Annotated in this window: 16 protein-coding genes; 3 read left to right on the top strand and 13 right to left on the bottom strand. The window is 59.9% G+C overall.

The window, feature by feature from the left end:
• Positions 1 to 170: 170 nt before the first annotated feature.
• Complete coding sequence (locus tag Pan181_RS05765) at positions 171 to 1,376, top strand: 2,3-bisphosphoglycerate-independent phosphoglycerate mutase (protein WP_145245928.1); 1,206 nt, start codon at positions 171 to 173, stop codon at positions 1,374 to 1,376.
• Between the two features lie 823 nt (positions 1,377 to 2,199).
• Here Pan181_RS05765 and Pan181_RS05760 read toward each other — a convergent pair.
• The 13 genes from Pan181_RS05760 to Pan181_RS05705 form a co-directional block, all read right to left on the bottom strand.
• A complete protein-coding gene (locus Pan181_RS05760; protein ID WP_145245135.1) occupies positions 2,200 to 3,471 on the bottom strand; it encodes an IS4 family transposase in 1,272 nt (423 codons plus the stop codon).
• A 234-nt stretch (positions 3,472 to 3,705) separates the two neighbouring features.
• A complete protein-coding gene (locus Pan181_RS26750; RefSeq protein WP_261342245.1) occupies positions 3,706 to 3,840 on the bottom strand; it encodes a hypothetical protein in 135 nt (44 codons plus the stop codon).
• A gap of 100 nt (positions 3,841 to 3,940) precedes the next feature.
• Positions 3,941 to 4,255 carry a hypothetical protein gene (locus Pan181_RS05755; protein WP_197528947.1) on the bottom strand — a complete coding sequence of 105 codons (315 nt, stop codon included), beginning with the start codon at positions 4,253 to 4,255 and terminating at the stop codon, positions 3,941 to 3,943.
• Positions 4,256 to 4,449: 194 nt separating this feature from the next.
• Positions 4,450 to 4,977: a hypothetical protein gene (locus Pan181_RS05750; RefSeq protein ID WP_145245926.1), complete on the bottom strand. Its 528-nt coding sequence runs from the start codon at positions 4,975 to 4,977 to the stop codon at positions 4,450 to 4,452.
• A gap of 214 nt (positions 4,978 to 5,191) precedes the next feature.
• Positions 5,192 to 6,346 (bottom strand): hypothetical protein, encoded by a 1,155-nt coding sequence (locus Pan181_RS05745; protein ID WP_145245925.1) that lies wholly within the window; start codon positions 6,344 to 6,346, stop codon positions 5,192 to 5,194.
• 381 nt (positions 6,347 to 6,727) lie between these two features.
• Positions 6,728 to 7,522 (bottom strand): leucine-rich repeat domain-containing protein, encoded by a 795-nt coding sequence (locus Pan181_RS05740; RefSeq protein ID WP_145245924.1) that lies wholly within the window; start codon positions 7,520 to 7,522, stop codon positions 6,728 to 6,730.
• A 78-nt stretch (positions 7,523 to 7,600) separates the two neighbouring features.
• On the bottom strand, positions 7,601 to 9,688 hold the full coding sequence (locus Pan181_RS05735) for an NPCBM/NEW2 domain-containing protein (RefSeq protein ID WP_145245923.1): 2,088 nt from the start codon (positions 9,686 to 9,688) through the stop codon (positions 7,601 to 7,603).
• Complete coding sequence (locus Pan181_RS05730; RefSeq protein WP_145245922.1) at positions 9,685 to 10,707, bottom strand: prenyltransferase/squalene oxidase repeat-containing protein; 1,023 nt, start codon at positions 10,705 to 10,707, stop codon at positions 9,685 to 9,687. Before Pan181_RS05730 ends, Pan181_RS05735 begins: the two co-directional genes overlap by 4 nt.
• A gap of 34 nt (positions 10,708 to 10,741) precedes the next feature.
• Complete coding sequence (locus tag Pan181_RS05725) at positions 10,742 to 11,458, bottom strand: hypothetical protein (protein ID WP_197528946.1); 717 nt, start codon at positions 11,456 to 11,458, stop codon at positions 10,742 to 10,744.
• Positions 11,459 to 11,504: 46 nt separating this feature from the next.
• Positions 11,505 to 14,981: a coiled-coil domain-containing protein gene (locus tag Pan181_RS05720; RefSeq protein WP_197528945.1), complete on the bottom strand. Its 3,477-nt coding sequence runs from the start codon at positions 14,979 to 14,981 to the stop codon at positions 11,505 to 11,507.
• A 139-nt stretch (positions 14,982 to 15,120) separates the two neighbouring features.
• Positions 15,121 to 17,430, bottom strand: a complete 2,310-nt coding sequence (locus tag Pan181_RS05715) for a vWA domain-containing protein (RefSeq protein ID WP_145245919.1) — start codon at positions 17,428 to 17,430, stop codon at positions 15,121 to 15,123.
• A gap of 2 nt (positions 17,431 to 17,432) precedes the next feature.
• Positions 17,433 to 19,661 carry a BatA domain-containing protein gene (locus Pan181_RS05710; protein WP_145245918.1) on the bottom strand — a complete coding sequence of 743 codons (2,229 nt, stop codon included), beginning with the start codon at positions 19,659 to 19,661 and terminating at the stop codon, positions 17,433 to 17,435.
• A gap of 211 nt (positions 19,662 to 19,872) precedes the next feature.
• A complete protein-coding gene (locus tag Pan181_RS05705; protein ID WP_145245917.1) occupies positions 19,873 to 20,775 on the bottom strand; it encodes a DUF58 domain-containing protein in 903 nt (300 codons plus the stop codon).
• 163 nt (positions 20,776 to 20,938) lie between these two features.
• Here Pan181_RS05705 and Pan181_RS05700 point away from each other — a divergent pair, with 163 nt between their 5' ends.
• Together Pan181_RS05700 and pgsB are read left to right on the top strand one after the other, a co-directional pair.
• Positions 20,939 to 22,228, top strand: coding sequence for a 1-acyl-sn-glycerol-3-phosphate acyltransferase (locus tag Pan181_RS05700; protein ID WP_145245916.1), 1,290 nt, complete (start codon positions 20,939 to 20,941; stop codon positions 22,226 to 22,228).
• 681 nt (positions 22,229 to 22,909) lie between these two features.
• A complete protein-coding gene (gene pgsB / locus Pan181_RS05695; RefSeq protein WP_145245915.1) occupies positions 22,910 to 24,169 on the top strand; it encodes a poly-gamma-glutamate synthase PgsB in 1,260 nt (419 codons plus the stop codon).
• Positions 24,170 to 24,171: the final 2 nt, after the last annotated feature.

Genomic DNA, 24,171 nt, shown 5'->3' with positions numbered 1-24,171 from the left:
TCCGCACGCGCGGTTTCCAGTCGTGTAGCGTAGCGCCGAATCGCCGCCTGCTGGCAGCGGCGGCGGTCTGCCCCGCCCTGCCGCAAATCGGCAGGTAGCGGTAAAATCGAACTCACGGCGACCGCTTCGCCTGGCGACCCTTCACTCAACTCCAACCCCGCCCACGAGCCATGGATATTCACGACCTGATCCGCGACCTCCACGTAAAAAACGATTCGAAGATAGTGATGCTCGTCGGCGATGGCCTGGGGGGCCTGCCGCAGCAGCCGGGCGGCCGGACCGAGCTCGAAACCGCCGCCACGCCGAACCTCGACAAACTCGCCAGCGAAGGCGTACTCGGTAGCAGCATTCCGGTGTTCCCCGGCATTGCTCCCGGTAGCGGCCCTGGCCACTTGGGACTGTTCGGTTACGATCCCATCAAGTACCTGATCGGCCGCGGTGCCCTGGAAGCCACCGGCATCGGCTTCGAGCTGCAACCAGGCGACGTTGCCATTCGGGCGAACTTCTGCACGATCGACGCCGATGGCAAGATCACCGATCGTCGCGCGGGCCGCATCCCTTCGGAAGAGAGTGCCCCGCTGGCGATCAAGCTGCGTGAGGTCTCCATCCCTGGCATCGAAGTCTTTGTCGAGCCAGTGAAGGAACACCGCTTTGTCATCGTTCTCCGTGGCGAAGGCCTGTCGGACAACGTCGACGACACCGACCCGCAGGCCACTGGCGTTCCGCCGCTCGAGCCGAAGGCCAACGACGAAGCCAGCAAGAAAACCGCCGAGGTTTGTGCCGAGTTCGTCAAGCAAGCCAAGCAATTGCTCAAAGACGAAACCAAGGCCAACTGCTGCACCCTGCGTGGCATCGCCGGCAAGCCGTCGCTCCCCAGCTACGAGGAAGTCTACGGGCTCAAGGCCGCTGCGATTGCGGTCTATCCGATGTACAAAGGCCTCGCCCGACTCGTCGGCATGGACATCATCGGCGACGCGAAGACCCTCGACGAACAAATGGAAGTGCTGAAGTCGAGCTGGAACGACTACGACTTCTTCTTCATCCACTTCAAGTACACCGACTCGACCGGCGAAGACGGCAACTTCGAAGCCAAGACCAAGCGGACCGAGGAACTCGACACCTGCGTGCCGAAGATCATGGAGCTCAAGCCCGACGTCTTCATCTGCACCGGCGACCACTCCACGCCGTCGATGCTTGCTAGCCATAGCTGGCACCCAGTACCGACGCTGCTGTGGGCAAAGAACTGCCGCACCGACCCGTGCCAGTCGTTCGGCGAAGCCGAATGCCTGAAGGGGGGCCTTGGTCAGTTCGAAGCCAAGTACCTGATGTCGCTCGCCCTGGCCAACGCTGGCCGTATGGGCAAGTTCGGCGCCTAACACAACGCTCGCGTCCCGCACGCATAAAGCGACCCAGCCCCCGTTTTCGCCCCACGCGAGAACGGGGGTTTTTCATGCGCCGGTTGCGGGGTGTTGGATGGCGTCGAGCTCCGCGCTGCCCCACCACCAAACAATCCCCTCCCCCTCCGATGGAGGGCTAGGATGAGGGCCTTTGCTGGGGCTAGCGTGAAGCATTTTGCCCCCAAAAGCCGAAAATCGATTCGTGGGGGCTTTATTCTCTCCTTCCACGGGCGGCCAGATTCGCCTTTCCCCTTTGTTTTGCGGCATTTTTTGCCTTCCCCAAAAATCACCCGCCGGGAGTTTCGCCCCACCCTGCTCGTGAGTGGGGGCAAAACGATTCGTTGTCAGTTGTCAGTCGTCAGTCGTCAGTCGTCCGTCGTTTGTGGTTCGTGGTTCGTGGTTTGTGGTTCGTTGCCATCGGCGGGGAGATTTCTTGATGCCAGCACCGCGCAGCAGCGAGCCTACCGCTTACAGTCAGCAACCAAATTGTCAAACAGCGCCGCACCGATCGCGTGGTGATGCACTGATCATTAGAACACCATAGGTGGCCAATTCCAAGCGAAAAGTGGAGAGATAAAACAGGTCGCAAAAGAATGCAGCACCACTCTCCGAGTGGTATGCGGATCGCCGGGTGCCACTGGCTTTGCCCATTACTGTCCGGAGTTCGGTTCTTTGCATTCCGGGAGTGTTGCGCGGCGTCTTATGATTGCATGGATTGGCTTACGCGATCAAGACTCGCCGCCTTTTTCCTTTCACATTGCGCAGGCGGCAGCGTGAGAATCGCGGCCGAGTGGCAGCGTCTCTAAGTCGATTGCTGTTTCTTTTTCTCGCTCCGCCGCGCGGCCGACTGCCGGGCCAGTTCGTTCTGACGTTCTCGCTCGCGGAGGATCGGCAGGATCTCTTCCAGGGTTGCCGCCCCGCGGCCGACCTGTCCCATTAGGGCGAACAGGTACTTGCTCGGTCGATAACCGGTGTGCAGGTACATCAGCAACACGGCAATGACCGCCACGTAGAAGTGCGTTTGCACCCCTTCGCTTGCGTGGCTGATCAAGTGTCCGAAGTTCGCAGAGCTCTTCAGCCACCGAAAGAACAGTTCTACTTGCCAACGATAGCGATACAGCATGGCAATCACGTGCGCCGGTACATCGAGCAGGTTGGTGATCAACCGCAGTTGCGACGGTTTTCCCTTTTCTTCGCAAGCGACGATGACTTCGCGAAGCTGCACTCGGGGAACTCGATGTCGGCTCGGATTCGAAGACTTGAAATGTCCCACTCCATCGCTGAGCACGCCGGCCGCTTTGTCTTTTTCGGTGAGTTCGCGACTTTTCACTTCCCGCAGCGTGGGCGAATTGCCCCCCGCTGGGCGATAACGAGCCACGAAGTGCGATTGCAACGCGTGTGTGTCGTCGTAGTGCGCTGCCAAGAGCGCGAAACTCATGAAGCCGCGGTCGTACAGATAGATACGACCGGGCTGCAACCGTTCGATGGCTGAATCGGCCTCGCTCTGGCCAGGGGATGGAATGACGATTGCCTCGGGAAGCCACGTGCTCACCGGCAAATGGACATCCACCCGCGCTCGATGCTTCTTCGCCCCATGATTGTTCGTATTGCACATGGCCCAGGCGACTTCGGCCACGGCCGGGAGAAACGTGCCATCGACGGCCACGGTCTGCTGGAGCAGTTCGTCGAGATCGTCGTCACCTATCGATTGCCGTTTTGACTTGCGGGCAAGTTGCCGGCGGAGGGCATCGAGAATCGGCTGCAATCGCTCGGGGTCGGCCAGTTGATTGAAGTCTGAGAGCGTACTTCTAGTGATCTTGCGAATCGAAAGGTGTTTCTGAGCCTGTACCGTTTGGCTGAAATCTTCGATGGTTCGCAAACTGCGGATGGTGGGATTGAAGAACGCCAGCAGGTAGGCTACGAACACGTCATCGAGAAATAACTTGCGATTACCGTGGGCGTCTTCCGAGCGGAGTTGTTTGAGAAACTTCTCCAAAAGCCGGACATACTTCCCCCCAATGACCTGCTCGGGCCACACTGGTAGCTCGTCTTTAGCAACTCGCTGGGAAGGCATGGACTATGTCGTACCACACCACTCCCCACCGCGCAAGTTCAGAATCGGTTAAGATTAATTCCGGACAGTAATGGGCGGAGCCAGTGGCACCCTGGCCACATCGAATATCCACGCCCCGAAGGGACAACCACAGACCAGCCCGGGGCATCGCCCGGGGAAAGCTGGAAAGCCAGGCCTCAATCCAGGCCTTCCCGGGTGGGCGGGGCATTTCGCGTACGATCGACTCACAGTCGATTACTTCAAGAGACTATAGATCACTCCGATCAGAATCGGGCCGAACAAAAACAAGATGGCGATCAGGCAGCCTTTGCCCTCGCCGGGGCTGGCCTCGGGGGTGGGGGAAGCGGGGCCTTTGCTTTCGGTACTCATAGCATGTTCCTACAAAAGGAGCCTAAGCCGCGCGCACAGTTCGCGCTAGCTTGCGAAGGGATTCAAACGGTCGAAGGTGCTAAACGCATCGAACGTTGAATCAAAGTCGCAACAACACATGCTGGGATAGCAAGGTACGGCACTTGAGAAACGGAACCGCGAATCGCACTCGCTGGTCGACCAAGGGCCAATCGTAAGCGAGGCTCACCAGGCGGAAGCAGATGCCACCTGCGGTAGGGGTGGTGTCGGCCGGCTGACTGGCAAACGTGGCCAGCCGCAGTTCGCAGGCCCCCGAAGAAAGCGGGCGAGTGGAATCGTCGCGGGCACCTGCCTGAGTCACAGGCAACAAAAGGCCCCCAGGGCTACTACAGCCCATAGCGACCAGCACCACGACAGTAACGATCACGTTCCGCATAACGATCATTATCGCTCGCGCATCGACCAACGTCTAGAGCGAGCAGGGCGAATGGAAGAAGGTCGCTGAAGGGCCCCCTCCGCCTTCTAGAGATGTTTCGCTGGTGGAATGCACGCTCCGAATCGGCTAGGGCAGGAAACCAGGATGTTCCCTACATCCACCAAAGGGACTAACGGACAAGACCATTCCACCGGTCACTTCGGATCGACGTATTTTGCTTTCGATAGGGATTCCACCACGACTTGAAACGTCTTGCCTGTTACCGACTCTCCCACCTTCATCGGCAGCAGCAGTTCCTCGCTCTTGCCATCCTTACTTTGCACTTTCACCCGGAAGGTCTTGTTGGTTATGGGATACCTGGATTCTGGTGGGGTACTCCCACTGGTTGAGTCAATGGCTGTCACACCATAGGTGATGCTTGCGGAACCGGAGTCATCCACTTCAACTCGCGGTGTCCATGGATAAAGCTGCTTCCCCCGCTCTGGGTTGTAGCTCTCCAATTCCCGTTCCCTGTCAGAGAGTTCATAGTACTCGGATATCGTTACAGTGAGAGGATTCGCCCCAAGTTCGGATTCCACAGCGAACTCCGACACCTTGAGTACCACCGTTTGCTCCACGCGCTGAACTGGATCACACCCGACCGAAACCAGTAATAGCCACGCCATCGCCGCAACTGGACCACCATACGCTTTTAGCTGCCCTTTGGGCGAATCGTGATCCATCGGATCTGTCCCCTATTAAGATTTCGTAAGGCAGACGCAAAACACTGGCAACGGTCTCTGAGATTCTCGCCAGTGAAGCGTCTGAGCACTCTGCACAGGGTGTCGCCCAGGCGAACCACTGGCTTCACGTCGATGGAGGATCGCCCCAGAAAAGAGCCTTCCCCATTGCCACAAGGCACTGGCAGGATGGGTGCGAGGCTCACGTTCTACGAGACTAGAAACCCTGCGTTGGAATCCCCCCGTCCTTGATGGTGTTGATCGACCAGTCGATTAACTTGGGAGGGATACCAGGGGTTTTGTACAACTGCTCCAACCTGGGAATGGATTCGAGATCTCCCTGAATGCCAAGATAAGTGATGGCTACCGGGTCGGGGAGTTTATGGTAGAGAAACGCATTGGAAAACTCGGTTCCGTGGAAGCGGGCTCGCAATACTCCAGCCAGAAGATAGTCCTCTTGGCAGTCTCCTCCAACGGACATGTCTTCCAGAATTTCTATCTGGTAGAATAGCAGTTCTTGCTCATCCCACTTTGCCCGTTCTTCGGGAGCCTGCAATTGAAATCGGTACTTTAGCACCTCGATCGCTTCTTCGTAGCCGCGAGGAGGATAATCGTAACGCTTGCGGGTGCTCTCGAAAATCGAAAGCGACTCCGCATCACCGACGACGCCCAACAGTTGCGGTGCCATTGCGAACGCTGAGTCCTTTTCAGGTTTATCGATGATCCTTTCTAAAGAATCCCGGAGCAACGGCTTGGATAGATAAGACGCAGGAAGCATACTTTCGACATTCGCATTCAACTCCTGCGTCAGTAGATCGATGGCTTTCTCTTCATGACCATCCAGATAGAGTTGCTCGTAGTAGAATAGCAAACAGAGGGTCTCAAGATGGCTTGCCTGGTGGGCTTCTCTCAATTTTTCAATATAGGCACAAGGATCGAGTTTTCGTTTGTAGAGCGATGCGGCAAGGTCTTGAGCGTGGCGAACAGCAGTGCGGACGTCATGCCAAGTTCCTCCGGTGGGCGGAAACAACTTCAGGACCGCTTTCTGAACCTCAGCACTGCACTCCTGAGAATTGGTATTCACGCGCCTGTTGAGTTCGAATACGCCCGGCAGCATGAATAAATCGCATCTGCGTTGAATCCCCATTCTCCGAGCAGCAAGCCTGCTCATTGACGAAGCTTTATCAAGATATTTGTAGAAAAGCCCAACCTTCGTGCGAGCACTCTCAAAGTACCGCTCGATCTGCTCTTGCTCTTTGTCCAATGGCGGCTCTCCGGCAGCGGGCTCTTCGGCAACTGCCCGGACTGCCAAGATAACGACGCAGCCTAACGCTGCGATGGAAACCAAAATCGCGTGTCGCCAGCTGTGCATGGCTATTCCCCGCTATTCCCCTGGAATCGGATTATGCGATAAGTGCGAGCACACTATTCCACCTCCTTAGTACCGCCGCCCCTCTACCGATTATTCCGATACCCCTCATGATTCGTCGCGTTCGATCACCGCTGCCGACGAGAACGACCAGCAAGAGCCAGTTGCGACAAGAACCAGAATCAACCAACGGAAACTGGGCATGCAATGCTCTCCGACAAGGAATCTCGACAAGGATCACCACCAACAGACCTTACGCTAGTGGAAACACCGGTGCCGAAGCACCATCGTTATTCTACCCCAGGTCGGCTGGACTTGCTACCAGACCTGTGATCTCAGAAATAAGCGAGGGTGTCGCCAGCAATTCTTTAACCGGTTCACCTTTCAAGACGACATTCGCCCCCAAACGATCTCAACGCCAGGCATCTGCTGCTTTAGACGATGGAGCCCTTCCGCTGTGACATCAGTTTCCGAAATGTCTAATCTCTTCAGACGCCTCAATTGGGTCAGCGTCGGGATCGCAAGATCGTCGACACGACTCCATGATACATCCAAGACTTCCAAATGGGTTAAGCCTGCGAGCGGTGATAATTCTTTTGAAGTAAGATCGGGAAGACTAATAATCAGTTTTCGCAGCGACCGCACCTTAGCAACTTCAATCACGCATTGAGGAGTCAAGTGCGGAGGGGGCCCACTCCTTACCCCCTCCCCAATCCCCAGCGTTAGCAGACTATCCAGTTTACTGAGCTCTCTACAACCAGCATCGGAGACGTCTACATCGAACAGCAAAAGATGCTCTACCTGAGGTACCGCCTTTACGATCTCCTGTACATGGCGGTCGTCTAAGTCCGTCCATCTAGCATCAACCGCTCTCAGCCACGGCATCTCTTTGAGATGCTGTTCTAAAAAACCGGGTGGGTAAATCGGTTCTCCCACATTGCCAATCCGAGCGGTCAGCACACGATGAAACTTATCCTTGGAGACAAACCAACCTAGAACGCTAGGACTTCCCGCTTCTACCTCATCTGCAACTCTACAATCGGTGAGCCTCTGCAATTCCTGTAAGGCACGATCTTGGTAGATATACTTGGACCGTTCCAAGCTGATGTAAGCTACAGTGACTGCAGCAATCGTCATGGCCAAAAGAAGCCATCGCATGGAGAATTGCAGTTTAGGCATGGCAGACTCCATACACGACTACTGAGTCCAATGCAGTGCTTGTTAATGCGAGCATTTACGAATAGTACCGCCGCCCCTCTACCGATTATTCCGATACCCCTCGTGACACGTCGCGCACGATTGTTTTAGTTCGGTCATCAGCGTGCTGGCTTTGGCGACGTCGCCTTGTTCGAGGGCCTGGCGGAGTTGTTCGGCTTGGGTGATCGATGGGTCGAAGAGCTTCGCGAGGTCGGCTTCGCCTTGTTGCTCGCTGAAGCGTTGCGACTCGCGGTAGCCTTCCCAGAGCAGCGTGGCTTGTTCGGCGCGGTCAAGGTCGGGGTGGTCGGCCGGGGCTTGCCACTCGTTCGACTCGAGCGCGGTCAGGTGCTCGAAGGCCATGTCGATTTGCGACATCGCCGCGACGCGCCCGGTGACGCTGGCAGTTTCGACCAGTTCGGGGAGTTGTTCCTCCGGCTTCGGCGGGGCGAACTCGGCCACATCGCGCCAGAGCCCGCGGTACTTCTCGCTGGTGCCGGCGACCTCGAGCACATGGGCGGCGGCCGCCGGGTCGAGCGCACCATCGGCAAGGCAGGCAATCGCCGCCGCCGCTGGCCCGCGATGCTTGCCATGATGGCAATGAATGTACACGCGGCCCTCGGTCTCCTGCATCACGCGGGCGAGGGCCAGCTCGGCCTCGCGCGAGAGCCCGTCGTAGCCGATCGGAATGTGGAGGTAACGCAGCCCATGCTTGTGGGCGAGGTCGATGTCGGGCTTCGCCCCGTCGACACTCACCACGGTTGTGATCCCCTGCTCGGCCAGCGAGGCAAACGCCTGGTCGGTCGCTGGTCCGCTACCGCTGGTGACTCGGGGAGTGAGTTGAAACACGTTCTCGAGCCCGGCCAGTTCGAGCGGTTGGGGTTCGTGCTTGCTGGTCGCGTCGGGCGTGGGCTCGGGCGTGGGTTCGGCTGGCGGCGGCTCGCTCGCTGCGACTTGCACGAACCTCGCGTCGAGCCAGTTGGCGTGATCCTGCTGGTCGCCATCCTCGGCGTAGTCGACCACCAGTACCACGGCCGTTGCACCGGCGACATCGACGGCAACCGAACGAGGAGCATCGCCGCCGCGGACGACGCCGGAACTGTACGCGGGCTTCACCCCTTCGGCGTTCACACGATACACCGCAAACAGGGCGCTACCGCCGCGGTGGGTGGAGTCGTCGATGGCCACGTCGGCGAGCAACTGCTTCGCCCCGGCCGGCACCCGATACACCGCGCGGGCGGCCGAGTGCATGGCCAGCCCCTTGGCGTACGACTTGCCCCCCGCACGAAGCGGCGAACCAGCGAGCGCTCGGTCGCGCGCCAGCGGCCAGGTACCAGTGAAGTAGGGCGTGTGGCGAAAGTCGACCGGCTGCAGATCGCTGAGGTAATCGATCGACTCGTCGAGCGACTGCACGAAGACCAACTGGTCGATCTTGCGCGTGCGCCATTCGCCAAGCGCGGTGAGCACCAGTTGTTCGCTATCGAGCGTGACCTCGGTGGATTCTACGAGCGATCCATCGGCCATGCCGACCAAATAGCGGCTGCCCTGGGGAGCCTGCGGAGTCGATGCCAGCGCGACCGCGGCGATGTCTTTCGCCAACAGCGGCACTTTGCCGCCGGCGAACTCGAACTCGAGCGTAACACCGTTGAACGAGAGCACTTTGCCGCTGAGTTGATCGCCAGCGGCCAGCCAGACGCGATCGGTATCCGCGGGTTGTTGCGCCTGAGCGAGAATCTGCTGGCTGCGGAGCGGTTCCTTCGCGGCTTCGATCAACAAACAATTCAACTGCTTGCGGGGAATGGTGATCTTGCCGAGCGAAGCGGTATCGATGGTTGCAGTCTGCTGGTTGAGGGTGATCGGCACCTTGCCGGTCCAGTCGCGTTTGGCGACCAAATGGGTTCGCCCTTGCAGCCAGAGTTGCGGGCGAGGTTCGCAGTCGGCCGGATGTTGCCAGCGGAGCCACTCCCCGGGGCCGTAGCTGCTGGTGTTGTCGCCGGAGTTGACGACAAGCGTGCCGGCGTTGAGCGATACGACCTGACCAGCAGTGCGAGCGCCGGAAGTGAGCACCAGTTGATTCGCAGCCTGGGCGGTCGTCGCGAGCATTGCGCCGAGTGCGATCGTGCAGGCCAGCGCGCGAATAGCAAAACTCATCGTTGAAAAATCGGTAAGGCGTTGTTCGGAATCTGCAGAATGATGCACGACATCGCCGTGGCATAGTCGGCCCCGACGGAGTCTTGCCACGAGCCATCGGGGCGTTGCGACTTGACCAGGGTTTCGCGAATAGCCGGGTACCAGCGTTGCCACCGAGGCCCGCCGGCGTGCCACATGGCTTGCACCGCGTAGTAATGGCCATAGAAGTAGTGCGACTCGCGCGACATCTGCCGCGGGTCGGGCAGGAAGCGGTCGACGTACACCAGCCCCTTCTCGATCTCGGGTCCTTCGTACACGCCAGCGCTATAGAGGGCGACGACGCCGGCCGCCGAGCGGGGGAACATGCTCCCGCGGTTCTGCAGCATGTAGCTAAACCCGCCATCGGGTTCCTGGCATTGCTTGACGTAGGCTTCGCATTTGTCGACGGTTTCCTTCGGCACGTGCAAGCCAGCGTTGCGTGCTGCCCGCAAGGCCATGATCTGGCAAATAGTGACCGAGATATCGGCGTCGAGCGGTTCGGGATTGTAGCGCCAGCCTCCCTCTTCGTTCTGGCAGCGGACGATCAAGTCGACCGAACGGGCCAGGCTGTCGCGAAGGTCTTCGCGGGGAGTCATGCCGTAGACTTCGCCGAGGAACAGCGTGGCAAAGCCATGCCCATACATCGGCCCGTGCCCTGCCCCTTCGGCGTTGGTGATGAATCCATCCGCGCGGGTATTCGCGATCAGAAAGTCGACCGTGCGATTGACCTCTTCGCCATACTTGCCGCGTCCGGGGGTGTTGCCTCCGGCGAGAAAGGCCATGCCGCCAAGCGCAACCACGGCCGGGTTGCGTCCCATGTTACTGGAGCGAAACGAGCCATCTTCGTTCTGATTCGCCGCCAGGTAGGCCAGTCCACGATCGATGGAGTCGATGGCCGGCTCCATCATATCGGCCGCCGAGAGTTCCGTATCGCCCTCTTGAGCCATGACCGGTTGCGACAACAGGCATAGCAAGACCACGGTGCAGACGAGCGGCTTCATAGGGGGGGATGCTCCTGGGTCGTTCGTCGAGTGCTTAGTTGGCGGGCGGGGTGTCGGCTTGCTCTTCCGCCAGACGTCGGAAGTACTGCTGGAGCTGCTCACGATACTTTGGCAGGAACTCATCGGCCGACGATTGCAGCAATTGCTGACGGAGCCGCTCGGGCAATTGTCCCCAGAGTTGCTTGACCACTTCGCCGTCGGTGGCCTCGCCCGGGGTGCCTTGCGACTCACCAGAGTTCGTGGCTTGCGACTCGGCAGCGGCCGACTGGGCCGACGAAGCCGAGGTGGGCTTGCCTTTGCTGCCGGGCTTCGGGGAGTTCTTCTGCGTTTGCTGCTGGCCCGGTTTGTTGCACTGCCCACCTTTGCAGTTCTTGCATTGTTTATTGAGCTTCTCAATCAGTTGATCCAGTTCGCTGATGATCTGCTGCTGCACCACCTTGGTCTCGCCGGAGGTGTTCTGCGATTGAATCAATTCCCCAGCAGCATTCATCTTGTCGCCAATTCGTTCGAGCGGCGATTCCTGCGGGCCGAAGTCTTCTCCGTCGCTTTCTTCCGGAGCGGGAGCAGGCACCGCGGGGGGCTGCTTCATCAGCTCCTCGAGCAAGCTATCGTCGAGCAGTTGATCGCCGAGGCCTTCGAGCGCGCTGTCTTTCGCTTCCCCGGGCACCGCCTGGCTGAGCGACGGAACGCTCCACGTAGCAATGGCGACCACCAGGAACAACGCGAGTCGGCGGGCTTCGAGTAAAAGCATGGCGATTGGGTGGGTTAAGGGGTTTGTAAAATTGCCTGTCACTATTCTAAAGGTCGACAGGACGATTGGCAGCTTTATTATTGCGCTCAAGTAGTTCGCGAACCAGCCTGGCGAGCTCATTTTGCTCGTTCGACAGGCGATTGGCCGCTTCGCGTTTTACCTGGCTATCCGACACATTGTCGGTCACATCGGCCTCGAACATCCGGGTGCGGCCGTTCAAGTCGGCCTGTAACCATCTTAACATCTTTACTTCGGCCAATTCGATAAGGGGTGGACGCTGAGGCTGATTGCCGCCCCCCTCGCCACCTCCGCCGCCGTCAGAATCGTCTTGTTCCTCCTCGGGGGGTGCGGGGGGAGGCTCGCGGAGGATCTCGAGCACGTGACGCATCCGAGTGAGGGCAGCTAGCTCCAGGTTCTGCGTCGGCCGACCGGTTTGCTTGTCCGCCAAGGCGGTAGACGCCTGGCGCATGTCGTCGGCAGCCCCGCCGAGGGCCAACTGGAAGATAGGCTTGTTCTTCACGTCGGTCATCGCCTGGTCGAGTTGATCAGCGAGATCGGTTTCGCGCTTCGAGAGTTCAGCGATTCGCTTGGTCGCTCCGTCGTCGAACCGCCCGGTGCTCTCGCGGAACACTTGCAAGGCGACGGTTTGCTCGAGTGCTTGTTGCTGCGAAGGAATCAACTCGTCGAGCACTTCGGCCAGCTGATCGAGAATCTTCTGCTGCTGTTCCCCTTCGAGTTCCGCGATGCGCTGCCCCAACTCGCGTTCGGCTTGTTCGATTTTGCGGCGGGTTTGTTGCATCCGCTCTTTTTGCTGCTCGGGTGTCTCACCGCGACGAGGTCCAGCGGTGGAACTCGCTTGCTGCGTGGATTGGCTCGCCTGCTCTGCAGTCATGCGATTGAGTTCTCGCGACAAGTTCTGCAAGTCGTCGGCCAGCTTTCGCTCTTCGTCGTCGTTCTGTGCGCTAGATGCTTGCTGCTTGGTTGCGGCCAGCTGCTTTTGCATCTGTCGCAAACGCGCAGCAAGCTCGGCCGGATCGGTTGGCGTGTGATCGCGAAGCCGGTCGATGAGTTCCCGCAACGCATCGGCAGCCGACAACTGGGTTTCGGCTGCCCGACCAACTTGTTCGCTAAACAGCTCTTGCGAGGCAGCCGAGAGCATGGCCGAGATGCATTGGCCATCGGCCGCAGCCAGAGCGTTCGACAAACGCGAGGCAAAGTCGTCGCTCACCGATTGCCCCTCGGCCATCTGCCGCATCGACTGCACGACCTTCTCAAATCGTCGCCCTAGCTCACTCTGCTGATTCGACAACCGGGCGTACTCAGCCTTGGCGACCGGCTCGATGCTTCGATCGGTGGCTGCTTGCAAGTTCTGACGCACCGCGTCGAGCGAGGCTTGCCGAGCGTCGCGTTGCTGCTGTTCGAGACGCAGCAGCTCGCGAATGAACCGTTCCGCGTCGCTCCAAGCGTTCGCCCGATCGATGAGCGACTCGAGCGTGTCGATGACTGATTGCTGCTCCTGGTTGAGTTGGCCAAACGTGGTAGCTAACTGCTGGCGACTCGCGTCGGAGAGCGACTGCCCGAGCTGAGTTTCCAACTGCTTGCGGGCGGTGGTCAATGTTTGCTCAGCCGCTGGCAACGTAGTTTGGCCCAGGTCTACGACCGTTTGCACGATGCCTTGCAGCTGCTGCACCAACTCGGGCTGGGCCTGACGATTGATCTGCAATTGCTCCAGCAAGTGCTGAATGGCTGCCACCACGCCAGCTTCGGGCTCCAGCAAGGTACGCCCCACGGCCTGCTGCGACAGTCGCGCGGCCAGTAGTTCGTCGAGCGTTTGCCGCGAGGGCTCCAGCTGACTGGCGACTCGCGACGCTTGCTCTTGCGAGGCACGTTGTTCGGCCAGGGCTTGTTCGAGCAAGCGGAGGATCTCGGCCTGATCGCCTGCGAGTCGCGACTGCAATTCGGCCGGCGTGATCAGCGTTAATCGGTAGGCCACGTTCGTGCGCGTCGATTGCGGGCGGTAGTCGCTAGCGACCCCGTGCAGTTCGACCACGCTTCCGACCTCCAGTTGCCAGGCACTCACCTGCAGCTCGGTGGTAAGCGACCGCTGCTCGAGCGTTTCGCCAGCGGGAGGAAGCGACGGTCGAATGGGGGGAGTCGCCCCCGCGTTGTAAAGTTCGATGGTCGCTGGCATGCCTCCGGTTTCAGCCATGCCAGGTGCGCGGAGTTCGAGGTGCACTTCCGATAGCGCCAGGTTGTCGCTGGCTTCGAGCCGTACTGGCACCACAGCATCCGGCACGACGAACAGTTCGGCCGCGCTCGATAGCCAACGAACCTCAGGCGGGTTGTCCATCACCACTTCGAGCGAAGGTAGTTCGACCTCGCCGGTTAGTCCTCGCGATGACTTTAAATGCAAGTTTGGTCGGAGCAACTGGCTGCCCGATTCGACCGCTACCTTCCACGCTTCGGGGGGTATCGACAGCTTCGGGTCCACTGGCTGTTTTGGGTCCGACGACTTGGCAACGGAGATTGCCAGCGGCTCGGGGAATGCTCCCACCAGTTCGGCGGTCGCGAGCGGTTCGGTCGCCATGGCCGACAGTTCCAATTGCGAGCCGGAAAGCACGCGGTTGCCACGCCCCAGCGGCAGCGGGGAGAGCCCGCTGTAAGCAGGTGGGTGAACCGTGACTTGCAGATCGGTCACCGAAGGAGGATCGACCACTTCGACTTTGGTCCACGGCATCGAGTGGTGATCGCCCCCCATGGCGCGGAACTCGAAGTCGCGGCGAACATTCTCGCGGCGGGCCACCATGGCGTCGCCGACCTGCTGCATCCAGGTTTGCTCGGTCCGCCAGCGATCGTCGTCGTGATACCGATACTCGATTGCGACCTCCTCGGGCAGGTGGCCCGAAGTGTCGATCAGCGCGACCTCGAACGCTTCGCCTCGCGCGAGCAACGTGGGAGGATCGCTGAACTCAAGATTGTGCTGCCGGGGCCACTCCAGGTTGTTCCAAGGGGCCAAGAGCCGAGCGAGGGATGTTTGCGTGCTCGCAGGAGCCAGCACGGCAATGGCCAAGGCCACCACGCCAGCCGAGCAAACGACGGTCAAAGCCCGGCGATGCGTGGGGTTGTCCAGCACCTGCTTGGTGGAGACCATCTCGAGCAAGGCGGTCGCATCGGCGACCACCGCCCGACGCATCGGTGCCGAACCAGCCGTGGGATCGTCCTCTTCTTGTCGCAGAAACTCCAGCGCGCTCGCCAGGCGATCGCCGAGTTGCGGGAAAGCTTGTTGCAAATGCTGAGCGGCCGACAGATCGCTCCACTGCCGGCGTTGCCACCACCGGGCCAGTCGCACCGCAACGGCCGCCAGCCCCAGGACGAACACCAGCGACAGCAGCACGCGAATGCCGCGGTCGACGGGGCGGATCGCAAAGTCCACCAGTCCGATCACCAAAAACAATGCAATGACTGCTACCAGCAACCAGCAGACAAGCTCGATAGTCGCCCGACGATTCCATCGTTGGCGCACCTCGTGAACACGTTGCTGAAGGGGATGGGTCAACTTGCGATCGGGAAAGGGTTAAGGGAGTAATAAAAGGTAACGGCCGCGACACTCAGTCGCCTGAGTACTATTCTACAGCATGGTCTGTCCTACAGCATGATCGGGCCTACAACATCGCCCGGCGTTTTCGCAAAATCCATTCCAGGCTTAAACAACCGGTAATCGCGGCCAGCATCCACCATTGGTTCCATAACTCGACCGGCGGCAACGTTTCGAGCGGCACTCGCTGGGCCTTCGGCAGGTCGTCGGCCAACTGATTGGAGGAATCGGCCATGTAAAACTTGCCGTAGGTTTGCTCGGCGAGCTGCTCGAGCCCGGTCTGGTTCATCGTGGTATCGGCGAACTCCCCAGGCGGAGTCATCACTTGGAACTCCACCGCTTCGGGGGGCGACTCCAGTCGCGAGTCAGCCACAGTCGCCCGATACTGTCCAGGCGGCAAGTCGCTGAGCACCGCCTGCCATTCTTCCGGCATCGCCTTGCTGGGGTTGAGCGTCACCCGGCGATTCGGTTGATCGTCGGCAGTTAGCAGCACCTGCAGCCCACCAGAGAGCGACGCGAGCTGTTTGCTATCGACTCGCATCCGAAAGCGAACCGGCTGTCCCAGTTCGTAGCGAGGTCGGTCGAGCACCAGTTGCAACGGAGTTTGCTGGTTCAACGCTTTGGAGCGGGCGAGCTGCCGCAGGGTTTGCCCCCAGTAGCGGGCGAAGTAAACATCGCCGACGCGAAAACGCCAACGCCAGGTGGAGTCGAACCCGTGATACAGCACGCGACCAGCACCAACGTATTGTTCGGCCATCAGCGGAACCGGGGCCCCCGTCGTCGTGCGGGCAGTGGGATGCGTCGCCAGCACGCGGGCGGCCGGCTTCGGCGTATCGGCAGCCACGTACCAATACAATGGAGGCAACTGCCGCCAGATGGTTTGCGAGTCGCTCGCGGTCGGACCAAGCTGCAACGAGGTGGTTTCTTCGGCCAGCGGAGTAAGCTGCGGTTGATAGCCAGTGTCGGTCTGGCCGCCAGACCGCCCTGCCCCACCGACTACGATCGGCGAGAGCGTCGCTACCGACGAAGTATTGGTGTACGCCCAGGGGAAATAACGTGGCCCGGCAACGAGCACCAATCCGCCCCCTTGGTCGACCACATGCCGCTCGACGCTTTGCCACCACCGAGGGGGGAGCAACCGCGGGTTGAGATCGATCAGCACGATGACCTCGAACGGATCGAGGCCGTCTTCCTCGAGCGGCAGCTGACGAATGGTCGTTTCGTCCTGCGATGCGGAATCGAGATCGGCTTCCTGCAAGTAGCTGGTGAGTTCGAACGAGCGATCGCGGTCGAGCAGGTTCTTTAAGTATCGATACTCATAGTTGGGATAGCCGGCCGCGAGCAACACCCGCACCGCCTGGTCACGAACCGTGACCACGTGCTGCTTTCGGTTATTTGCCAGATCGGTTTCGTCGGCGACCGGCGCTACCTCGACCACGTAAGTGATTTCGCCCGAGCGGTTAGGCTCGACCACGAGTTGCACGGTCTTGCTGAAGCGGGCAGTATCGATCTCCACCGACTTACTGGCGACAATCTTGTTCTCGGCAACGTCGCGCACTTGCAGTTGGGCGGTTTGCCCTGCGGCCGAAGTGGATTCGAGCGTTACGTTGATGGCCAGCAGGTCGTCCTTAAAAGCATTGGTCTGGGCCAACAAGTTGGCGATCCGCAAATCGGCTGGCTCGTCGACCGTTCCGTAACCGACCGCATAGACCGGCACCCCGCGGCGGCGAGCCACCTGGCGGGCTTCGTCGAGCGAACGCCCAGCGGTGGTCCGACCATCACTCAGCAGCACCACCGCGGCCGGTAGCACATCGCCTCGTTGATCGATGGCAGCCGATAATGCATCGCCGAGTCGCGAAGTGCGAGCGGCGGCCTCGTCGGCATCGAGGGTCTCGAGTTCGCCTGTCAGCTGATCGTCCGCCAGGGAGTCGATCGGTTGGGTGCCATCGCCGACGAGACGGAGGTCGATCTCGTACCGCGATTCGAGCTGCCGAATCCACTCCGCCTGATCGGCCACGAGCAACTGTCGGGCGAGGTCGAGTCGGCTTTCGTTCGACGCATTCGCAGCTGGCAGATTCATGCTAGCCGAGCGGTCGAGCAGCACCACAAGTCGCGGCAAACCGGTTTGCGAAGTGGAAACCATCAGCTCGCTGATCATCACCAGCACCAACGCAATGGCCACCAAGCGTAGCGTGGCCAGCAACACGCGATAAGCCCGGCCCGCCGGCGAGGTCTCGCGAGAGTACAGGTAGCCGATTCCGACGATCACCAGCACTGCGAATAGCACCGTGGCCCACGGAGCCCAGGTCCAATGGGTGAAGATCTCGCGTTCGGTTTGCGAGGCGGCTTGGGCGAGCAATGGCCAGAGATTCGGCATGGCTACACAGCCCTCCCTGCGAACCACCACGCCATGAGCGGCTCGATCAACAGCAACACCAGCACGAAATAAAGGAACGTGCGATGGAGCGATGTGTTCGTAGCCAGCGACTCCCCAGCGACCGAGGCATCGGGCGGGGCCGATTGCACCTGTACTGCTTCGGGGAGTAACGATTGGTCGACGCGAGTCAGATCGCTTTCCATCGCGGGTACATTCACCGCAACGCGAGCGAGCGAGTCGCCGGCCGTGTAGATGCCTGGCAGGTTGGTCGACACGTACTGCCAATTGGCGGTCGCATCCTCGCGAATAATCGGCACCTCGGCCGTTTGCTGATCGGGACGCTCGACTTTGAGCGTGGTTGCCGAAAAGCTCGCTGGCACCGGCCCGGCGATCGCCTGACCGATCTCGGCTTGGTCGTCGGCCCACGTTGCCGCCAGCCCGAAAGCGACCAGTTCGCGAACAATCGGTAGGAAGCTCGGCCAGGCAGGCATCAGGGTCCAAGGCTGATTGGTATTGGGGTCGACCGTGTCGAGCGTAGCGGTCGTCGCCAGCATGGCTACCATGCCTTGCCCATGCTTGCTGGTCACCAGCAGCGGGTCGCCGTTGGGCAAGGCCAAAGCCACCTGCGCAGTGCTAGTGGGCTGAAGCTGGAAGTACCGCGAGACAGGAGTCGAGAGCAATCCCGCCCGCTCGTGATCGAGAAACGCCGCGGCGATAGGATGACGATACTCCAACGGATCGATGCCTGGCTGCTGGTTGGCTTTGAGCGGTCCGACGCCGGCCGGCAACCACCCTGCATTCGCTGCTGCAGGAGATTCAACTGGCGGCAATTGCAGTGTGAGCCCCCAATCACCGGCGGCCGAAGCCAAGGCCCAGTCGCCCCAGCCTAGTGGAGAGGCAGCCAGCGGTTGGTTATAGCTATCGGCCATTACGCGATCGCCGAGCACGAAGATCAAGCTCCCCCCCTGCAGCACGTACCGTTCGAGCAACGTGCGTTCGGCGGGAGTGAATTGGGCGATGTTGCAGAGGAAGATGCAGTCGAAGTCCACCAGCGGCTGATCGACCAATGCCCCTTCAGCAGCGACCACCACCTGTACCGGCGAAGCGGTGCCGCCGCCGGGGTCGAGGGCGTGCCGCAGGTACCTGGCCGCGCGGGGGGTGCCTTCGACCACCAGCGTTCGTACGCTAGGCCGGACGTCGAGCGCTAGCCACGCTTGGTCGTCGGCCGCCAGGGCATCGCCCCGCGTGCGGACCGAAAGGCTCTGCCAGGCCGACTCGGTGAAGCGGGCGTCGAACTCCACTGGCAACGTGCTGTTGGCCGGCAGCGTGAGCACCTGCTCGTCGATACTGGTTCCCTGCACTAGCAACTGCACTGGCAAGTCGCTCACCGGGGTATCGCCATAGTTGGTAACGTCGGCCACCAGATGCAACGGTTCGGCCGTAGTCGAAAGTCCGCTGGCGACACGCAAATGATGAATGGAAACGCCGGTTGGCTCCGCGGGACCCACGTCCACCAGCGTCACCTGCGCCCGTTCAGTTAGCTCGGCCAAAGTACTCTGGTCGGCCTGCCCTGCGGTGGCCGACTGCCAGGTATGCTTGGCCGCGTCGCTAAAGAACAGCACCTCGTGCCCGGACAGGGAGCGATGATTGGTCTCGGCCTGGTCCATCAAGTCGGCGATCGTAGGGAGCACGTCCCCTAGCCGCCCCGAGGCGTAGGTGGCTTCGAGCGAGCCCACCTGGGCAGCGATGCGGCGCGGGTCGGCCGAGGGGCCGGCCACGATGTCGGCCGACGTCTCGGCTAGCACGCATAGCGAGTAGACATCGCCAGGGCGGCCGCTGTCGAGCATCTCGGTCGCAAGCTGCTTGGCCCGGGCAAAGCTCGACTGCTCTCCCTCGGCGTACTGCATCGACATCGTCGCATCAATCACCAGCACGCGATGCATTTGCGGTCCGCCGGTGAGCAAGTTCCAGTTACTCAAGTAAGGCTTGGTCGCGGCCAGCGCCAGCAGCACCAGCAACAAGGTGCGAATCGCCAGCAGCAGCCATTGCTGAAGCTTCAGCCGCCGTGAATTGCGCTGGATGGCTTGCCGCAGGAACTCCATGGCCGCCCACGGAGTGTCGCGATGGGTGTGCCGCATCCATAAGTGAATCAGAATCGGCGCAGCCGCCGCCCCAAGCCAGCCGAGCATGGCCAGGTTTCCGAATCCAAAGGCGAGCGGGATTGAGATCACGAATCAGGGATGGAGCAAGAAGGAATAAATCACGGAGAGCACGGAGTATATGGAGGGCGTTGGCGAGTCAGTTGACAAAGCGATGCAGGAAACGATTCATCCTTTGAGGGCAAGTTCATCAGAAACAAGTTGTACCGCGTTTGCTTTGGCCTCGCCCCTCGGTGTCCTCCGTGAACTCTGTGGTTAGTAAAACATAAGTAGTAGTAAAAGCTCACCGCACGCGTCGGCGGCGGTGCGATAGGTAGGTCGACAGCGCAACGCTCAGCGGCATATCGGTTCGTAGCTGTACGTAGTCGGCCCCTTGGGCCAGGCAGCCGGTTCGCACCTGGTTGGCGAAGCGGTTGATCTCCTGCTGGTAGGCGCGACGCAGTTGGGCTGGTTCGACCAGCAGGTCGCCGGTGCCTTCGAGTCCGTGGAACATCGTCGCGTGCTGAAACGGAAAATCGAGCTCCGCGGGGTCAAAGGTGTGCAGCACCACCACGTCGTGCCGACGGTGGCGGAAGTGCTTGAGCCCGGCCAGCAGCTCTTCGGGGTCGTCGAACAGGTCGGACAATACGAACACGATGCCCCGGCGGGTAAACCGCTCGGCCAGCTCGTGGAAGATCGGCCCGGTGCGGGTTTTCTTCTCGGCCGAGGTCATTTCCATCAGCCGCACCAACTGCGACAGGTGCGATGCGCTGGAGCTCGGGCGGGCGATCTGCCGCACCGCGTCGTCGAAGGTCACCAAACCAACGCTATCTTGCTGACGGATTACCAGGTAGGCCAACGCTGCGGCCGCACTCTGGGCATACTCCAACTTGCTGAGCGGCGCCAGTTCGCTGCGGTACTGCATGCTCTCGCTAATGTCGAGCACCAGGTAGCAAATGAGGTTGGTTTCCTCTTCGTATTGCTTTAGGTAAACCTTGTCGGTTTTGCCGAATACCTTCCAATCGACGTACCGCAGGTCGTCGCCCGGGGCGTACTCGCGATGCTCGGCAAATTCGACCGAGAACCCCTGATAAGGGCTGCGATGCAGGCCCGAGACGTACCCCTCGACAATCCGGGCTGCTCGTAGTTGCAGGCCTTCGAGTTGGGCCAGCACGGCCGGATCGAGGTAGTTAGGGGCGTCGGCCATGTTTAGGGCACGGGGTGTCGGTCGCTAGTTTCGCTAAGACGTCGCAGCACAAAGTGTTTTAGTATAAGATACAGCCGGTCGCGAGCGGCGTTAAGCCGCACGCCAAACCCCATCTTTGCCGGACGATTTTCTTGCACCCCGCTTTTTCTGCCCGCTCGACGCCATGCAGTGCATTATTCATGAGGAGTCTTACGAGTTTATCCCCCCAGTGGAATCGGATGCCTGGGTATGGCTGCTGCGATTTCTGCTGAAAGGCTATCTAAAAAAACAGTATCAGGTGGAAACCTACGAATGCCGCCATGTAGAGCGGATGCGGAAGACTATCGATGAGGGGTACAGCGTGCTGATCGCCCCAAATCACGCTCGGATCGCCGATCCGATGGTGCTGGGGCTGCTATCCGGCGAGCTGGGAACCAACACTCTAACGATGGCCAGTTGGCACCTATTCCAGGAGGGCTGGTACCAACAGTTCATTCTTCGGCGGCTAGGGGCCTTCAGCGTGTACCGGGAAGGAACCGACCGGGCGAGCGTGAATTTTGCCATCGACACTCTGGTGAGCGGCAAACGCCCGCTGGTGATCTTTGCCGAGGGGGCCGTATCGCGTCATTGCGACGTGCTGATGGACCTGATGGACGGCCCAGGCTTCATCGCCCGCCAGGCAACGAAGCGACGTTTGAAACTAGGCAAGAAACCGGTGATGGTACACCCGGTAGCGGTACGATATTCCTATGATGGAGATCCGTACGCAGCAGTGGCCGAGGACCTAGCCCGGATGGAGCGAAACTTCACCTGGGAACCGCAGACCCACCTCTCCACCGTGCAGCGGATGAAGAAACTAGGCGAGGCCATTTTGGCCGTAAAAGAAGTGGAATACCTGGGCTGCGTTCGCGAAGGAGATCCCTTTGAACGCGTGGAGCGACTCGCGATGGAGTCGCTGGCCGAAATGGAAGACAAGTGGCATATCAAGGACCGTTCGGGAGGCGTGGTTTCGAGGGTTAAGAACGTCCGCACCGCAATCATGCCCGATATGATCGAAGGAAAATGCGACGCCGCCGAACGGGCTTCGCGGTGGCGTGACCTGGGCAAGCTTTATTATGCCCAGCAGATGGCCCACTACCCGCGGAAGTACGTTCGCGAAGGCCGGAACCTACCGGAGCGAATCCTGGAGACCGTGGAAAGATTAGAGGAAGATTTTACCGACGAGGCCGTTCCACACGGTCCATTACATGCTACAATTGATGTCGGAGAACCAATAGAAGTCTCCGCCGAGCGGGATCGCTCGGCTAAGCAAGATCCGGCGATGGCGCAAGTAGCCCAGCAGCTTCAGCAAATGCTCGATGCTCTGGCTGCCGAACGAGCACCAGTCGCTGAGCAACGGCCTGACCACTCTTCCCAGGCCAAGAGCGAATCAATCGCAGAGCAGGCCCCCACCTCGCCCGACATCGTGGCTTAAGGTGCGCCAGTCCGCTGCTGCGGTTGCCCCGTTTCTTAACTTTACCGTTTGAGGAATACCAAAGCATTTACAAGGCGCTGCTGGCCAGTCACGGCACACGATAGCCGAACCGCGTGCGTTGCACCGGGAAGCCGAGATCGAACCTCCAGGTCGATCGCTTCGCCGATGCCCGCAACCCGCCCCGAAACCGCAGTCGTCGAGTTCCCTCTTCCGTGAACTTGTAAACGGTTTCACCGTATTGCAATTCCTACCATCGGTACGCAAAGAGTTACCTCTGTGACTGCTAGCACTCTAGCAATCATTGCCGCCCTCGGTTCACGTTAAGATCTCGCTAAACCCAGTCCCCAGCAATGCTTCCGCGCATTTCCCACCTCATCGCTGCTCACAAAGCCAGGTTTTTTAACCTGCACCTAGCGCTATTGGTATTTCAATTGCTTATTGAAGAAACCGACCCAGGAGGGGTCTAGCCTACCAATCAGTCCGCTCTCGAGCGCACGACTCCCGCGACTCTCAAAGCTTCGAGTAAACGGAAGCCATACGCTTGAAAGCACCGCGACCTGAGCAGTGTCTATTCCACTGCTCTCAGCTTGGTTCATGTAGGCGACATCGCCGGGTTATCGTTTTTCACCACCTTTCACCGGTACACCGCAGCACACGCGGTAGCTTCAAGAAGGAAGCACAATGGATGGCACTCTCTTACTAGCGGGCGGGGCCGCTATGCTCTCTGCCTTGGGAGCCCTCGAATCGTATTACCACAATCGCCTGCTTCGGCGCATTCCTTACCGTATCCATGTGAATGGAACGCGGGGCAAGAGCAGCGTTACTCGCTTGATTGCTGCTGGCCTGCGTGCTGGTGGCATTTCGACTTGTGCGAAGACCACTGGCACCTTGCCGCGGATGATCTTCCCCGACGGCAGCGAGTATCCGGTGTATCGCCCTTCGCGATCGAACATCATCGAACAGGTTCGTGTGATTCGCGCAGCCGCAGCGGCCAATGCCGAAGCGCTGGTGATCGAATGCATGGCGCTTAACCCACAGCTTCAAAGTGTCTGTGAACTGAGCATCGTAAAAAGCACGCATGGGGTTCTGACCAATGCTCGTGCGGATCACCTGGAAGTGATGGGCCCCACCGAACAAGACGTCGCTCGGGCGATGGCTGGCACGATGCCGGTAAATGGCAAGTTCTTCACGGCCGAGCAGGATCACCTGGGCATTTTTGCTGAAGCGGCCAAAGACCGCGGAAGCAGTGTGAACGCGGTGACCGTCGACGACGTCGCAAACATCTCGTGGGACGACCTCAGCGGGTTCGCCCATATCGAGCACCCCGATAACGTGGCACTCGCCTTGAAGGTTTGCCAGGATCTCGGCGTACCTCGCCGGGTTGCCTTGGCTGGCATGTGGTCGGCCGCTCCCGACGCAGGCGTGCTGCAAATGTACTCGATTCGCGAAACCGAAAAGGAACTGGCATTCGTCAACGGCTTTGCCGCGAACGATCCTGAATCGACCGGTCAGAACTGGAACATGGTGGTCGGTCGCTTCAAGAGCTTCGACCAACGCATCGCACTGTTCAACTGCCGTGCGGACCGTTCGGAGCGTTCGGTGCAACTGGCCGACGCCTGCCTGAAGTGGCAACCAGCCGATCGCTACGTGCTGATCGGTTCCGGCACCGAGGTATTCGCCAAGCGGGCCCTGGCCAACGGCATGCACCCCTCGCAGCTATTGAATGCGGAGCGGCTGCCGACCGAAAACGTCGTGAACAACATTCGTCAACACTCGGGCCGTGCTGCCATGATCATGGGCATGGGCAACATCTACGGACCCGGCATGCAAATGATCGATTACTTCAATCAACGCGGAACCCGTTACCTCTCCACGCTCCCCAACCGGGACACCACCGACGGTACCGCTTCGCCAACACTCGAATATGCGGGGGCAGTTTAATT

Source organism: Aeoliella mucimassa (assembly GCF_007748035.1).
Taxonomy (GTDB): Bacteria; Planctomycetota; Planctomycetia; order Pirellulales; family Lacipirellulaceae; genus Aeoliella; species Aeoliella mucimassa.
This window is presented reverse-complemented; position numbering and strand designations above follow the sequence as displayed.